The sequence below is a fragment of the Mycobacterium sp. 852002-50816_SCH5313054-b genome (genome assembly GCF_001667185.1).
GTDB lineage: Bacteria > Actinomycetota > Actinomycetes > Mycobacteriales > Mycobacteriaceae > Mycobacterium.
Map to the genome: position 1 here is coordinate 59,984 of NZ_LZIC01000118.1, position 13,660 is coordinate 73,643.

Annotated in this window: 16 protein-coding genes and 1 pseudogene; 12 read left to right on the forward strand and 5 right to left on the reverse strand. The window is 67.9% G+C overall.

Annotated elements, in window-relative coordinates:
- Window positions 1-165: 165 nt before the first annotated feature.
- A complete protein-coding gene (gene aceA / locus A5787_RS21590; RefSeq protein WP_066970841.1) occupies window positions 166-2,454 on the reverse strand; it encodes an isocitrate lyase ICL2 in 2,289 nt (762 codons plus the stop codon).
- A gap of 259 nt (window positions 2,455-2,713) precedes the next feature.
- Between aceA and A5787_RS21595 the strand changes: the two genes are divergently transcribed.
- The gene (locus tag A5787_RS21595; RefSeq protein WP_066970794.1) at window positions 2,714-3,106 is read left to right on the forward strand and encodes a hypothetical protein; all 393 of its coding nucleotides are present in this window, start codon (window positions 2,714-2,716) and stop codon (window positions 3,104-3,106) included.
- Here the strand turns inward: A5787_RS21595 and A5787_RS21600 are convergent.
- A complete protein-coding gene (locus A5787_RS21600) occupies window positions 3,039-3,773 on the reverse strand; it encodes an MBL fold metallo-hydrolase (RefSeq protein WP_066970796.1) in 735 nt (244 codons plus the stop codon). The two genes, A5787_RS21595 and A5787_RS21600, sit on opposite strands and share 68 nt — an antisense overlap.
- An 89-nt stretch (window positions 3,774-3,862) precedes the next feature.
- On the opposite strand from A5787_RS21600, the gene A5787_RS21605 reads away from it, so the two are divergent.
- From A5787_RS21605 to A5787_RS21630, 6 genes are read left to right on the forward strand one after another with little or no spacing between them, the layout of a single operon-like run.
- Entirely contained in the window at window positions 3,863-4,177 is a 315-nt protein-coding gene (locus A5787_RS21605) for a helix-turn-helix transcriptional regulator (protein WP_082977367.1), read from the forward strand.
- On the forward strand, window positions 4,174-4,596 hold the full coding sequence (locus tag A5787_RS21610) for an SRPBCC domain-containing protein (protein ID WP_066970798.1): 423 nt from the start codon (window positions 4,174-4,176) through the stop codon (window positions 4,594-4,596). The genes A5787_RS21605 and A5787_RS21610 overlap by 4 nt, the downstream gene beginning before the upstream one ends.
- A 20-nt stretch (window positions 4,597-4,616) precedes the next feature.
- Entirely contained in the window at window positions 4,617-5,621 is a 1,005-nt protein-coding gene (locus A5787_RS21615; protein ID WP_066970800.1) for a medium chain dehydrogenase/reductase family protein, read from the forward strand.
- 36 nt (window positions 5,622-5,657) lie between these two features.
- Window positions 5,658-6,101 carry an SRPBCC family protein gene (locus tag A5787_RS21620; protein WP_066970802.1) on the forward strand — a complete coding sequence of 148 codons (444 nt, stop codon included), beginning with the start codon at window positions 5,658-5,660 and terminating at the stop codon, window positions 6,099-6,101.
- Between the two features lie 37 nt (window positions 6,102-6,138).
- On the forward strand, window positions 6,139-6,747 hold the full coding sequence (locus tag A5787_RS21625; protein WP_066970804.1) for a YbhB/YbcL family Raf kinase inhibitor-like protein: 609 nt from the start codon (window positions 6,139-6,141) through the stop codon (window positions 6,745-6,747).
- Window positions 6,747-7,604, forward strand: a complete 858-nt coding sequence (locus tag A5787_RS21630; protein ID WP_066970806.1) for a lipase family protein — start codon at window positions 6,747-6,749, stop codon at window positions 7,602-7,604. Before A5787_RS21625 ends, A5787_RS21630 begins: the two co-directional genes overlap by 1 nt.
- 157 nt (window positions 7,605-7,761) lie before the next feature.
- On the opposite strand, the gene A5787_RS21635 is transcribed toward A5787_RS21630, so the two are convergent.
- The 3 genes from A5787_RS21635 to A5787_RS21645 are packed head-to-tail and all read right to left on the reverse strand — an operon-like array spanning window position 7,762 to window position 10,622.
- Window positions 7,762-8,475: a hypothetical protein gene (locus A5787_RS21635; protein WP_066970808.1), complete on the reverse strand. Its 714-nt coding sequence runs from the start codon at window positions 8,473-8,475 to the stop codon at window positions 7,762-7,764.
- A gap of 15 nt (window positions 8,476-8,490) precedes the next feature.
- A complete protein-coding gene (locus tag A5787_RS21640) occupies window positions 8,491-9,924 on the reverse strand; it encodes a class I adenylate-forming enzyme family protein (protein WP_066970810.1) in 1,434 nt (477 codons plus the stop codon).
- Window positions 9,925-9,932: 8 nt separating this feature from the next.
- The gene (locus tag A5787_RS21645) at window positions 9,933-10,622 is read right to left on the reverse strand and encodes a hypothetical protein (protein WP_231994106.1); all 690 of its coding nucleotides are present in this window, start codon (window positions 10,620-10,622) and stop codon (window positions 9,933-9,935) included.
- A 198-nt stretch (window positions 10,623-10,820) separates the two neighbouring features.
- On the opposite strand from A5787_RS21645, the gene A5787_RS21650 reads away from it, so the two are divergent.
- From A5787_RS21650 to A5787_RS21670, 5 genes and pseudogenes are all read left to right on the forward strand, one after another.
- A complete protein-coding gene (locus A5787_RS21650; RefSeq protein WP_066970814.1) occupies window positions 10,821-11,303 on the forward strand; it encodes a carboxymuconolactone decarboxylase family protein in 483 nt (160 codons plus the stop codon).
- A 21-nt stretch (window positions 11,304-11,324) separates the two neighbouring features.
- The gene (locus tag A5787_RS21655; protein WP_066970816.1) at window positions 11,325-11,954 is read left to right on the forward strand and encodes a nitroreductase family protein; all 630 of its coding nucleotides are present in this window, start codon (window positions 11,325-11,327) and stop codon (window positions 11,952-11,954) included.
- Window positions 11,954-12,448: an SRPBCC family protein gene (locus A5787_RS21660; protein WP_066970818.1), complete on the forward strand. Its 495-nt coding sequence runs from the start codon at window positions 11,954-11,956 to the stop codon at window positions 12,446-12,448. Before A5787_RS21655 ends, A5787_RS21660 begins: the two co-directional genes overlap by 1 nt.
- A 43-nt stretch (window positions 12,449-12,491) precedes the next feature.
- Window positions 12,492-12,788, forward strand: a complete 297-nt coding sequence (locus tag A5787_RS21665; protein ID WP_066970820.1) for a hypothetical protein — start codon at window positions 12,492-12,494, stop codon at window positions 12,786-12,788.
- Between the two features lie 313 nt (window positions 12,789-13,101).
- Window positions 13,102-13,539, forward strand: a pseudogene (locus A5787_RS21670) (Fur family transcriptional regulator); the annotation flags it as partial.
- Window positions 13,540-13,660 lie beyond the last annotated feature (121 nt).

Here is a 13,660-nt window from a genome sequence, read left to right on the forward strand (position 1 = left end):
GTCGATCCAGCGGCCCGGGTGTATCGGGAGCTAGCAGTTCTCGCCGGAAACGCAGCAGGTCAGAGTCGCCGCATTGCACGCTGCGGCCGGCGCCGCGGACGACGACTGGGTCGCTGGCGACGCGCTACCCTGGCAGGAACTTTGTGGGGTGACAGTCGCCGGTGACTAGCCCTCCTTGGTGATCAGCTTCCGCAGTGCCACGCGGTCGGGCGTCAGCAGCTCGGTGATGCGCGGGCGATTCACCTCGGCGACGATGATCTCGCCGACCTCCTGATAGACCTCGCTGAAGATGCCGTGGGACTTCATCTTCGAAGTCTGATAGAGGTTGTCCTCGGTCGGCGTCACGTAGATCACCGCGTCGGCCTTGAAGCGGTGCACCAGCCACAGGTGGATCAAGGTCATCAGCCGCTTCTGCCGCAGCTTCTCGGCGAAGGTGTTCTGGTCGCGCACCTGAAGGATGCTGCGGCCGTGCCGGTCCTTGATCGGGTCGACGACGACATTCGCCAGCTGCTCCTCGCCGTCGCCGTAGATGCCGAGTTCGAGCACATCCGAGCCCGCCCGGCGCGGCCGCAGCTGCACGCGGAGCTTCTCGCCGAGCTGGTAGTACTCGCTCCACATCGCCAGCCACTCCTCGAGCAGCTTCTTCGGCACCTCCGTTTGCACCAGGTGCTGGTGCTGGGTCGAACCCTCGCCCATCGCCTTGGTGGTCGCGGTCCGGCCCGAGGAGGCGGTCAACGCCGCGTCGCTGCGCGGCCCGCCGACCAGGGTTTGCGGTGTGCGGTAAGGGGACTCGACCAGGCGCATCTTCCGTTGCAGGCGGGCCAGCGCCAGCATGCCGTCCTGCTTGAGGGCGGTGGCGAACTCCTCGGCGGCGACGCCGTCGATCTGGTGTCCGCCGTAGGTGATGAAGTTGAAGACAAATCCCATCTTGCCGAGCTCTTCGGGGAACTCTTTCATCTGCTCGTCGGTCATGCCGGTGGTGTCCCAGTTGAACGACGGCGAAAGGTTGTACGCCAGCATCTGGTCGGGGAACTCGGCGTGGATGGCGTCGGCGAACTGCCGCGCGTCGGCCAGATCCGCGGTCTTCGTCTCCATCCAGAGGATGTCGGCGAACGGCGCGGCGGCCAACGACTTGGCGATGGCGTACGGTATGCCGCCGCGGATCTGGTAGTAGCCCTCGGGGGTCTTCGCCAGCTCGCAATCCCAACCGGGGTTGACGCCCAGCTCCTTTGCCTTGGCCCGCGCGGCGTAGAGCGAGGCGCGCCCGGCGAAGGCACGCCACTCATCCGAGCTCATCTCGCGCGGCTCGCCCTCACTGGCGTCGAATGCGAGCACGTCGGCCACGGCCTCGCCGTAGGTCATCAGCCCCGCGTCGTCCTCCCAGGCGGCAATGAACCGCGACTCGACCTGGTCGAAGAGGTCGTCGATCGATTGGTTTCCGTTCTCTCGCCACGCATTTACGGCGTCCGAGATCAGGCTTTGGATGCCCTGGCGCTCCAGCCAGGCTGTGGCAGCGGCGTACTCGCCTTCGGGCAGCGCGTAGAGAAGGTGACCATTGAGGTCTTTGACTCCCAGCTCGTAGAAGCGGCGCACCATCGCCAGGAAGCACGCCTTGTACGAAGGAATGTCGAGGTTGGTGACGCCGAGCAGGAACGGCTGGTCGCGCTCGTCGGCACGGCTGTCGAGCAGGTTGGCCGCCTCGGCGTCAGTGCGCGCGACAATGATGCCGGGCACCCGCATGACGTCGAGCTGGAACCGAGCGGCGTTGAGGCGCTTGATCTGTTCGTCCGACGGCACCAGGACCTTGCCGCCCTGATGGCCGCACTTCTTGGTACCGGGGCGCTGGTCTTCGATGTGATACCCCGGCACGCCGACCTCGACGAAGCGGCGGATCAGGTTGCGCACGTGCGGGTCACCACCGTGGCCGGTGTCGGCGTCGGCGATGATGAACGGCCGGAAGTCGTATTCCTTGGCCGCGGCGCGCTTCTGTTCGCTCATCCGCAGACGCTGGTACTGCTGATTGCGGTCGGCCGTGAGGAGGGCGCGCACCAGCACCGCCGCGTCGTCGGGCACCTGGCTCAGCGGGTAGCTGGCGAGGTCGGGGCCGGGATCCTCGGTGGTGGAACCCTTGGCCGAGGTCGCCCAACCGCCGAGGTAGATGGCTTCGATGCCCATCCGCTTCATGCTCACCGCCTGGCCGGGCGAATAGGGGCCGAACGTCGTGATGCTCTTCTTGGCCGCGAAGAGTTCGCGCAACCGGTCGTAGAACGCCGCGGCCGCCTCACGCGCCACGGGGTAATCGGTCGGGATGGTGCCGCGCTGCTCGGCGACCTGGCGCGCCGTGTACAGGCGGGTGATCCGGGCAAAGCGCGAACCCTCGAAGTATCGCTGCGTAGCCTCGACGTCCTGCTCGAACGGCGTGCGGACCGGTGTGTCCGTTTCGATGATGGCCATGGGGTTACGCTCCTCTTTCAGCACGAATCCGCTGACCGTGAGTTTATCCCCGGACATAGCGGTTCAATCAGGGGTAAATCGTCCCGAACCGAAACTTTAGCTCTGCCGTACTCCGGCATTTCGGCCCGCCGGGATCGGGCGGCCGGTTTTGGCCGCGCGGCCCCGTGCGCCGCAACGCGTTTCGTGGACGCGAGTACGTTTCGGTGCCACCCGTTCTCGATAACCAGCAAAGCGGGTCGGCGACCGGTAGCCTCCTACCGTGCAGACGAGTTTACGTTTTGAGCGTTGGTATCGTCCCCTCGCGGTTCCGGTCGGACTGGGCCCCAGCCGCAGCGAGATCCGGTTGAACGCGGGCGTGCTGCACGTGAAGATGGGCTGGGCGTTCGAAGCCGACATCCCGCTGGCGTCGATCACCAAGGCCGAACCGGCCAACGAGCGTGTGTTCGCCTGGGGCGTGCACTACTCGCGAGGTCGCTGGTTGGTCAACGGGTCGGGCAAGGGGTTGGTGGCGTTGACGATAGAGCCCCCGGTGCAGGCGAAAGTCTGGATCAGGTCGGTGACCCTGCGCTCCTTGTGGGTCAGCGTCACCGATCCGGATGCCTTGATCGCGGCCTGCCGCGGGCGCTCAACCAATCCCGCTGCCGACGGATGAACTCGGCGTCGACGACCTTCCCGTGCCCCGGGACATAGACGGCATGGGGGCCGCCGATCGCGAGCAGCCGATCCAGCGTCGCCGGCCAGGCCGCCAGGTCGGAATCGGCGTCGATATACGGGTCGGCCGACTCCTCGACCAGGTCGCCGGTGAACATCACGACCGGGTCCTCTTCATCGTCCCGGGCGGGCACCATCACGACCAGGTCCGCCGTCGTGTGGCCGCGCCCCGGGTGAGTCACCGTAACGGCGCGGTCGCCGAGGTCGATCGTGGCGTCGGATAGCCGGCTGCGAGGTGGCCGCAACGCCGAAATCGCGCGATCGACTTCGGCGGCCTGCGCGCCGTAGCTCAGCGCGTGTGCGCGCAGTTGGTCGGTAGCCGACGATAGGTATTCGACAACCTCTGGCGCACAATGGATTTCGGCATCATCGAACGCCGAGGAACCCAGGACGTGGTCGAAGTGCTTGTGCGTCAGCACAACGTGAGTCACGTGGTGCCCCGTGATCTGTCGTGCATCGGCCTCGATCGCAGCGGCTTCGGCGAGGGTGGTGCCGGTGTCGATGATCAGCGCTCCGTCGGCGCCGCGCACCAGCCCGATCGTGACGTCGCAAAACGCCAGCCGACAGCGATGGACCGTGTCGGTCAGTCGTTCCCAGGCGAGGTGCACAACCAGGACGGTAGCCGCAACGACGACGCGACGGCGGGATATGTCGGAAAAAGTTGACATGTCGGGAACGCCCGACATATCTTGGCAGTGTGGCTCCGGCCGATCGCGTCTTTGTCGCCCTGGCGAACCCGGTGCGCCGGGAGCTGCTGGAGCTCCTCACGGCGCGGCCGCTGTCCGCGGGGGAGCTCAGCGATCGGTTCGAGCTCAGCCGCCCGGCGGTCGCCGAGCACCTCAAGGTGTTGCGCGACGCGGGGCTGGTGGCCGACGAGCCGCAAGGGCGCCGGCGCATCTACCGCCTGACCGCGGAACCGCTGGCGCAACTCGGCGAGTGGCTACATCCGTTCGAGAAGTTCTGGCGCGCCCGACTGGCCGGGCTCGCCGAGGCAGCCGAGGAGCTGGAATGACCGAGACGCCCGTGGCGGGCAAGGCGCCCGCCACCATCCGGGTCGACCAATTCGTCGCCGCACCACCGGTTAAGGTGTGGCGGCTGCTGACCGAACCTGAGCTGATGCGACGGTGGTGGGCCGAGGGGGACGTGGCCGCCGTCGTCGGCCACCAGTTCGCCCTGGACATGCCCGGCTACGGCAGGCAACCGTGCAAGGTGCTCGAGGTGGATCCCCCGCACCGCTTCGTCTATACCTTCACCGCGGCCTGGACGCTGACCTGGTGCCTGGAGCCGGAAGGTAGTGGAACCCGAGTATTCTTGGAGCACAGCGGTTTTGACCTCGATGAAAAAAGGATGGCCGAGGCCTTCGACCGCATGGGCCCCGGCTGGCGCGACGTCGTCCTGCCCCGCCTTTCCGACGCCGCCGCACAGGCCTGAGCCCTCGAGGAGGAACCACGATGCGCGCCATCGTCATCACCAAGCACGGCGACCCTTCGGTCCTGCAGGTCCAACAGCGTCCCGACCCGCCGCGGCCGGCAGCGGGCCAGCTGCGGGTCGCCGTGCGCGCGGCCGGGGTGAACTTCGCCGACCACCTCGCCCGCGTCGGCATGTACCCCGACGCGCCGAAACTGCCCGCGGTGGTTGGCTACGAAGTGGCCGGGACGGTCGAGGCGGTCGGCGACGGTGTCGACGCCGGCCGCGTCGGCGAACGGGTGCTGGCCGGCACGCGATTCGGTGGCTACGCCGAGGTCGTCAACGTGGCGGCGAACGATTCGGTGCGGCTCCCCGACGCGCTGAGCTTCGAACAGGGCGCGGCGGTTCCCGTCAACTACGCGACCGCCTGGGCCGCGCTGCACGGTTACGGGTCGCTGCGCGCCGGCGAGCGGGTCCTGGTGCACGCAGCCGCCGGCGGTGTCGGCATCGCCGCGGTGCAGTTCGCCAAGGCCGCCGGGGCGGAAGTGCACGGCACCGCCTCGCCCGCCAAGCACGCCAAGCTGGCCGAGCTGGGCGTGGACCGGGCGATCGACTACCGCCGCGACGGCTGGTGGAAGGGCCTCGGCCCCTACGACGTGGTGCTCGACGCGCTGGGCGGCACGTCGCTGCGCCGGTCCTACGCACTGCTGCGCCCGGGCGGAAGGCTGGTGGGCTACGGGGTTTCGGCGATGCAGCACGGGGAGAAGCGCTCGCTGCGCGCGGCCGCGCCGCACGCGCTGGCGATGCTGCGCGGGTTCAACCTGCTGGACCAGCTCTCGGAGTCGAAGGCCGTGATCGGCCTCAACATGCTGCGGCTGTGGGACGATCGCGGCACGCTCGAGCCCTGGATCACTCCCCTGGCCAAGGCGCTCGACGAAGGCACCATCGCCCCCGTCGTGCACGCGGCGGTGCCGTTCGCCGAGGCGCCCGAGGCCCACCGCATCCTGGCGGCCAGGGAGAACGTCGGCAAGGTCGTCCTGGTGCCCTGAGTTTTTGTTACCGCGACAGTGGCTACTTAGTCCGTTATGGCTATCACCGATTCCCGCGAAGTCGTCATCGACGCGACCCCCGACGAGATCATGGACGTGCTGTTCGACCTCGAGTCGTTGACCGAGTGGTCCGCGTTTCACAAGAAGGTCGAAATCCTGGAGCGCGACGACGAGGGCCGTCCGACCAAATCGCGGCAGACGGTGAAGATCGTGGGAGTCAGCGACGAGCAGGTGCTCGACTACTCCGTTCACGACGACGGCGTGGGCTGGACGTTGGAGAGCTCGAAGCAGCAACGCGCGCAGGAGGGCCGTTACACGCTGACACCCGACGGCGGTTCCACCCGGGTGCGTTTCGACCTCACCGTCGATCTTTCCGCGCCGGTGCCGGGATTCCTCGTCAAGCGGGGTGCCAAGGGGCTGATGGAGACGGCGACCGACGGCCTGCGTAAGCGGGTGCTCGAAGTCAAGGGTGGCAAGTAGCTTCCGGACCCGCGATTCCGGAGCGACACTGTCCTCTATGGAATCGATACCGGCGAGCACGTTTCACCGCATTGCGTCGGTCGGCGCCGGGCTGATGCTTCTCGCGGCGCTGCCCGGCTGCGGCGGTAACGGTGGCGGCCGCATGACGGGTTCGTCGACGCCGAAGGTGACCACTCTGGGTCGCACCGTCGCGCAGGCGCCCGCCGACGGGCCGTTGACCGTCAGTAGCCCGGCGTTCGCCGACGGCGCGCCGATTCCCGCGCAGTACACCTGCAAGGGGGCCGACGTCGCGCCGCCGTTGACATGGTCGGCGCCGCTGGGCGCGGCGCTTGTGGTCGACGACCCCGACGCCCCGCGCGGTCCCTACGTGCACTGGCTCGTCGCCGGAATTCCTCCCGGCGCCGGCAGCACCGCGGACGGTCAGACGCCCGCCGGCGGGAGCAGCCTGCCGAACTCGGCCGGCCAGGCCGGGTACGGCGGGCCCTGCCCGCCCGCGGGCACCGGCGTGCACCACTACCGGTTCACTCTCTACCAGCTCCCCGCCACGTACGAGCTCCCGCCGGGGCTCGCCGGGCCGCAGGCGGCGCAGGCGATCGCGCAGGCCGCGTCCCGGCGGGCGCAGTTCACCGGAACGTTCGCCGGCTGATGCCGTCGACAGCGCCGGCGTTCGACGCAACGAAGGCAATCGAATTCGGCCAACTTGTCAACGCCACCTATGCGACGTCGCCGGGCGATCTGACGAACAAGGCCGGCCAGGCCCTGAGCGCCGGCGGCATCGACTACACCGTGGTCACGACGATCTACGCCAATGACCTTGCGACGGACATGAACCCGGGCCGAGCCGACGTCGAAGTATCCATCGGACTGATCTGTCAGGACGACAAGACCGGCGACGTGGCAATCGCGCTCCGCGGCACCGAGGGAACGCTCGAATGGATTCACGACGCGGAGTTTGTCCAGGTGCCCTGCCCCTTCCTGGCCGGCGCCGGCCAGACGGAGGACGGCTTCACCGACATGTATCAGTCCCTGCGGACCGCCACCGACCCGGGGGCGCCGACGGTCGTCAAAGCGCTTGCAACGCTGCCATATTCGCAACCCGTCGGCTCCGTCACGATCTGCGGCCACAGCCTGGGCGGAGCCCTGGCGACGCTGCTCGCTCTCGACGTGGCGGCGAATACGACATTCACCGACCCGTCCGTCTACACCTATGCCAGCCCACGCACCGGGGATTCGCTGTTTGCAAGCACCTTTGACCAGGTGGTCAAGAACTCCTATCGCGTCGCGAACCGCCTGGACGTCGTCCCCGCGTTGCCGCCGCCCATCGACTATGAGCACGTCCTCACCCGCTACGACCTGAACCCGATTCGGCTGGTGCCGCTTCCGCCGAAGGTTTTGGTGAAATATTCGGTGCTGTGCGAACATTCGCTGGCGACCTACCTGTATCTGCTGTCCCTGCAATCCGGCGGGCCGGTGCTTCCGCTGGAGCCCGCATGCAAACCGTGACGGGCGCTTGCCTCGACACCTGGCATGGCAACGAGAACCAACTGTCAGGTTCACTGGCCGGGGCGGTGAAGGCCTTCGAAACAGCAACGGCTGAAGAGGATTTCGACACAGCGGCCATAATCATCGGCGAGGCAAACGGGCGCGTCCGCGACGTCCATCAGTACAGGGGTGACCAGTCCGACGTCCGCAGCAGACGGCTTTCCCACTGATCGCGGAATTTCAGCGCCTCGAACATGTAGCTGCCCGGCGCCCGGTGCGCGGCCGGGACCTCCTTGGTCAGCAGGTGGACGAGGGCCGCGTAATTGTTGGAGTTGTCAATCTTCTGCCACAGCATGGCCTCTCGGCGACGATAGCTGCCGTGAGCCACCTGGAAGCACGCTTGGATGTCGAGGATGCGCATACCGGCCGGCGCTCGGGACAGCGGCCGATAGTAGATCTCGTCCCAGGACCGGATGTAGTCGTCAAGCGGTGCGTGCGGCCAGCCGGTGTCCTCCATGAACATGCTCACCGGGTGGGTTGCGCCGGTGGTGGGCACGCTGGCCAGGTCGACCGTCTGCAGCGGTGACCAGTAGACGGGCAGCAGCAGCTTGCCCGTCACCTCGTGGCGCAGGTTGTCCAGCTGGCGCATCCAAGGGCAAAGGTCCCCGGTCAGGGCGCGGCGGGCCAGGCTCTCCCAGGCCGCGCCGTCGGTGATCCCGGTGATGGTGACGACGTTGTAGGACACTCCGGAGCCGTGGGCGTGGTTGGCGTACCAGAGCAGCCGGGCGTCGTCCCCGTTGGCCAGCGTGGGCATCCAGCCGTCACGGTAGGCGGCTTCGAATTCTTGCTCCCGCGCGCCGACCACCTTGTGGGTCTCGTGAAGAAACAGCACTGGCACTCCCTGGTTTCAGGCGCTATCCGCGATGAGCGCGGCGATCTGACGCCGGCTGACCTTGCCGGTCGCGTTGTAGGGGATTTGGTCGACGATCGCCAGCCGCTCGGGCAGCTTGAAGTAGGCGATCAACTCGCGGCAGTGGGACCGCAGTTGCTCGAGTGTCACCGGGGCGCAAGCGACTACGGCCGCCCCGACCCGCTGACCGAGCTCGTCGTCGGCAACGCCCGCGACCGCGACGTCGCTCACCGCCGGATGCGAACGCAAGGCCTCCTCGACTTCGACCGGTCCGAACTTTTCTCCCCCGCGGTTGATCGTGTCACTCAGCCGGCCGCACGGAAAGATGTAGCCGTCGGGATCCTGGCGGGCGAGATCACCGGTGCGCAGCCAGCCTTCGGTGACGTTCTGGGTGGTGTTCACCCAGAGCTCGCCGACCGTTCCCGGCGCGACGTCATCGCCGCTGGCTGGGTCCACCACTCGCACGTCGACCCCGGGCAGCGGCCGGCCGACCGATCCGGCCCGGGCCGGATCCCGGTGATCCTGGGGCAGCAAGGTGGTGTACGCCCCGAGCGTCTCGGTCTGGCCGAACACATTGGCGAACGCGACGTGCGGAAGCGCGTCCATTGCCCTGCGCACCAAGGCAATTGGCGCGGCGGCGGCCCCGTACGCGATGGCGACCAAGGAGGTCAGGTCGCTGGTCGCAAAGTCGGGGTGATCGAGGATGCGCTGCAGCATCGTCGGCACCATGAAGGTCGTCGCCACCCGATGCTCCGCTACCAGCCGCAGCCACTCGCCGGCGTCGAAGCGCGGCTGCACCACCGACGTGTTGCCCGAGTACAAACTGCCGAGCGTGCCGAGCGCTCCGCCGACGTGAAAGAACGGGACACACATCATGCCCACCGCGGGTGCGGCGTCCGCCCGGAACGGCGCGGCCATTCCCTTGATCCGCGCGGTGAGCTGCCGCCCGGAGATGCCGACGGGCTTGGGGAGCCCGGTCGTGCCGCTGGTGAACAGCACCATGGCTTCCTCGGCGTCGGCGCGCGGCGGGGGCTCGGGGCCGTCGTCCGTGAGGTCGGCGACCGTCAAGACCGCCGGTGCGCCCGCGTCGCGCACCCGCTCGACGTACTGCTCCCCCGCCAGCGCCACGTCGGCGCAGCCGGCGTTTTTCAGCAGTCCCTGTAGTTCCTGCGGCGTCAGCGCGGGATTCATCAGCGCGGCCGCGGCGCCGAGGCGCGCCGCCCCGAGCACGGAAGCGATCGACATCAGGCTGCCGTTGTCGACGACCGCGACCCGCTGCCCGGCCGTCACGCCCCGGGCGGCCAGGGCCGCGGCGCACGACCGCACCGTCGTCGCGAGCTCGCCGTAGCCGATGATGCGCCCGTCGATGATCAAGGCAGCCCGGGTGGGATCGCCGGCCGCGGCGGCGTCGAGGATCGTCCCGGTGTTCACCCGCTGTCCTAATACAGCGGTGACCATGTGGAGGTGCGCAGCAGCCGGCTGGTCCACTGGTCGCGCAGGTCCAGGGCGTCGTACATCCAGGTCCCCGGGGCTCGGTACTCGGCGGGGATGTGGGTGCGGAGCAGATCGAGCAACGCCTCCGGCCTGCTGATGCGCTGCATCAGGATCACCTCGCGGCGTACGTGGCTGCCGAGCGCGGGCTGGAATGCGGCGTGCATGCTCAGCATGGACGAGGGTCCGGCGAGGCTCTTCGCGTAGACCTCACCGCATCTGACGATGTACTCCTCGAACTTGTCCTCGTAGGGCCACATGGTGTCTTCCATGTAGAGGCTCATCTCGTGCTCTCGCCCATCGACCGGCACCTCGTCGAGGGCGACCTCCGGCAGCGGCGACCACGGGAGCGGGACCAGCAACTTGGCGTCGACCTCGTGGCGGAGCTCGTCGAGGTGGCGCATCCACTCCTGCAGATCGCCCTGCTGGACCCGTTTGGTCAGGCGCTCCCACGCCGCCCCGTCGCGAACGGCGGTCACGGTAATCACCGTGTAGGCGGGACCGCTGCCATGCGCCTGGTTCGCGTACCACAGCAACCGCGCGTCGCCTCCGGCGGCGAGCATCGGCATCCAGCCCTCTCGAAACGCGGCCTCGAAGTCATCCTCGAGGCGGCCGCGCACCTTGTGCACCTCGTGCATGAACAGCACGCACAGACCTCCAAATTCGGGACGCTCGCCCGATGAGCGCCCTCAATCAACGGACCGTAGCCAACCAAATTTTCGGATTGGCGCCGGGTATCCATATGCACGATCGCATGCGGGGCCGACCTAGACAGCCGACTTGAGAATCTGGTTTGCTCCACTAGGTAACGATCTTCCCGGGGCAGGAGTTCACGGATGGCCCGAGTCAATGTTCCGGATGGCCCCGGTGGCGAAGCCGCCATGATCTGGTCGCTGCGACCGCAGCTCGGCTCCATGGTCGAGCGGATGATTCGGGGCGCCTACCAGCAGAGCATCCTGCCGGCCGAGGAGCGCGAGCTGGCCCGGATCCGAATCGCTCAGATCAACGACTGCGTCGCCTGCTCTGACTTCCGCGCCCAGTCGGTGCTCGACGCCGGGGTCGCCCCGGAGCTGTACGACAACGTCGCCGCCTACGCGAGCTACCCGGGCTACACGCCGCGCCAGCGTCTGGCCATCGAGTATGCCGAGCGCTTCGCCACAGACCACGCGTCGATGGGCGACGCGTTCTTCGAGCGGCTGCGGGAGTCATTCTCCGACGAGGAGATCCTCGATCTCACGCTGTGCGTCGCAGTGTTTCTCGGCCTGGGGCGTTCGCTGACCGTCTTGGGCGTCGACCAGTCCTGCGCCATCGACCTCTGACCTCCCGTCGGGAAGGACCCAATGGACCTCGCCTCGGTCGACGAACTGCTGACCACCACGCGGGCGGTGCGCAGACGCCTCGACCTGAGCCGGCCGGTCGGTCGCGATGTGATCCTCGAGTGCATACGGCTCGCCATGCAGGCCCCCACCGCCAGCAACGCGCAGGATTGGCGATGGCTGGTGATCACCGATGCCGACAAGCGCGCCGCGATCGGCGACATCTATCGCAGCATCGGCGCCGAGTACCTCACCTACGCGGCGAAGGAGGCGTCCGATCCGCAGACCCAGCGCGTGTACGCCGGCGCGCTGGCGCTGACCGACACGCTGGCCCGGGTGCCGGTGCACGTCATCCCCTGCCTGGACAACCGCATCGACAACTCAAATCTGCTGACCGCCGCATCGGCCTGGGCGTCGATCATCCCGGCCGGCTGGAGCTTCTTGCTGGCGCTGCGGTCCCGCGGGCTGGGATCGGTGTGGACGACGATGCACCTGGCCAAGGAGCAAGAGGTGGCCGAGTTGCTCGGCATTCCGCCGACGGCCACCCAGGCCGCGCTGTTCCCGGTCGCCTACACCATCGGCACCGACTTCCGGCCGGCCGCGCGGCCGCCCGCGGAGACCATCACCTATTGGGATAGCTGGGGAGCGAGCTGATGCAGTCCTACACCGTGCGGTTCCATATCGACGCACCGCCGAGGAAGGTTTGGCGGGTACTCCACCCGCCGGTACCGCCGAACTCCCCGCGCCCCCGCGTCCTCGAGTGGCCCACCGGGAGCATGGAAATCCTCAACGAGGGCAACGAGGCCGGCGAGGGCTTGGTGCGCACCTGTGTCTTTCCCGTGCCCAAATACCTGTTGTCCGGTGGCAAGGGGCGGTCCTGGGAGAGCGTGACCGAGGCCGAGATCAACAAGCTGTCGCGGTACGTGGCGGTCGGCGCGCCACTGTGGTCCCGCGCGGAGGGTTACCACGAACTCGAAGAACAGCCCGACGGCACCACTGTGCTGACCTTCCACGAGACCTACCACGCCTACCACCCGGTGCTGCGCTTCTTCCTCGAGCGCCCGGTGCACGCGCGGATTTCCCGCGACAACCTTGACACCTACGAGCACGCGTTGGGCTACGCCGGCAAGGTGCGTCGCCTGACGTAGCTCCCCTTCCCACACAACGCTTTCCGTGGTCCGCGGATCGCGTGTGGCCAACCATGTCAGACCCGGCCTGACCGGCCGCGGGTTGCCCGAGTTGTTGATGACCGGCGTCGCACCGGCGCGGGCGCTGCAACTGTTGGGCTGCTTGGCCGACTCGGCAGCGGAGGCGGCCGATGCGCACATGAACGCCGCGATCGCCCTCGACGGGGCCGGGGTGCGGGGTCTTCAACTCGTGTGGGCCGACCGGCGGGGGCGCTGGCGGTGGTCGGCGAGCTTCGACGACGGTCGAGCCACGCGAGCGGTGCTGGGCGCGCGGGCCGCCCTCGGGCGCGCGACCGGGTAGCGGCGGACCCCCCAGACTTAGCCCCGGGCGGATGCCAGCAGCACACCGAGCGACCGCGCTTTGCTCGGCCGAGAGCCCCCGCGCCCGGCGGACCCAAGATTTGGTTAATTGACGGAACCGCAGTTCGGAAAGGTGTCGCGATTTTGTCCGAAACCCACCACAAGGTGCCGAAGGACCTTAATCTTGGCCCCGCCGCGAAAATACCGTTTTCCCATATCGTTCTCAAAGGCTTCCCTACGCCAGCGGGTTTCACGGTTCGAGGGAAAGGGTCAGGGGCTTGATCAATTCGAGAAAAGACCTTCGCCTGGTGCAGGTGCCCTCGGTGGCGCGCTATGCGGAGAGTCTTCGTACAGCGGATCTGCGCGTGACGCGCCCGCGGATCGCGGTGCTCCATTCGGTGCACCTGAACCCGCATGCCGATACGGAAACGATTATCGGAGCCGTGCGCGCCTGTCTTCCCGCCGTGTCCCGGCAAGCGGTGTACGACATCCTGCACGCGCTGACCGAAGTCGTTCTCTTGCGACGGGTTCAGCCGCCGGGCTCGGTCGCGCGCTACGAAACTCGCGTGGGCGACAACCACCATCACATGGTCTGCCGGAGTTGCGGGGCCATCGCGGACGTCGACTGCACCGTCGGTGCGGCTCCCTGCTTGACCGTCTCGGACACCAACGGGTTTCAGCTCGACGGGGCGGAGGTCATCTACTGGGGCCGCTGCGCCGGCTGTTCGATGTCGGACGCGGCGCAAGCCATCGGGGATGACAGTCCCACAGAACAACTCCCCCACGGCATGCTTGGCTCGGGCGATGGCGGCAACGTGCCACCGAGCAATGACGAACCGTTGCCGACGCCAACCCCAACCCCGGGGCCCGGGG

Bases quoted from the DNA above. Each gene is read 5' to 3' on its own strand.
- A5787_RS21610 (WP_066970798.1), top strand. From the start codon at position 4,174: ATGACCGAGACGCCCGTGGCGGGCAAGGCGCCCGCCACCATCCGGGTC.
- A5787_RS21645 (WP_231994106.1), bottom strand. From the start codon at position 10,622: ATGCACGAGGTGCACAAGGTGCGCGGCCGCCTCGAGGATGACTTCGAG.
- A5787_RS21630 (WP_066970806.1), top strand. From the start codon at position 6,747: ATGCCGTCGACAGCGCCGGCGTTCGACGCAACGAAGGCAATCGAATTC.
- aceA (WP_066970841.1), bottom strand. From the start codon at position 2,454: ATGGCCATCATCGAAACGGACACACCGGTCCGCACGCCGTTCGAGCAG.
- A5787_RS21620 (WP_066970802.1), top strand. From the start codon at position 5,658: ATGGCTATCACCGATTCCCGCGAAGTCGTCATCGACGCGACCCCCGAC.
- A5787_RS21625 (WP_066970804.1), top strand. From the start codon at position 6,139: ATGGAATCGATACCGGCGAGCACGTTTCACCGCATTGCGTCGGTCGGC.
- A5787_RS21655 (WP_066970816.1), top strand. From the start codon at position 11,325: ATGGACCTCGCCTCGGTCGACGAACTGCTGACCACCACGCGGGCGGTG.
- A5787_RS21650 (WP_066970814.1), top strand. From the start codon at position 10,821: ATGGCCCGAGTCAATGTTCCGGATGGCCCCGGTGGCGAAGCCGCCATG.
- A5787_RS21660 (WP_066970818.1), top strand. From the start codon at position 11,954: ATGCAGTCCTACACCGTGCGGTTCCATATCGACGCACCGCCGAGGAAG.
- A5787_RS21615 (WP_066970800.1), top strand. From the start codon at position 4,617: ATGCGCGCCATCGTCATCACCAAGCACGGCGACCCTTCGGTCCTGCAG.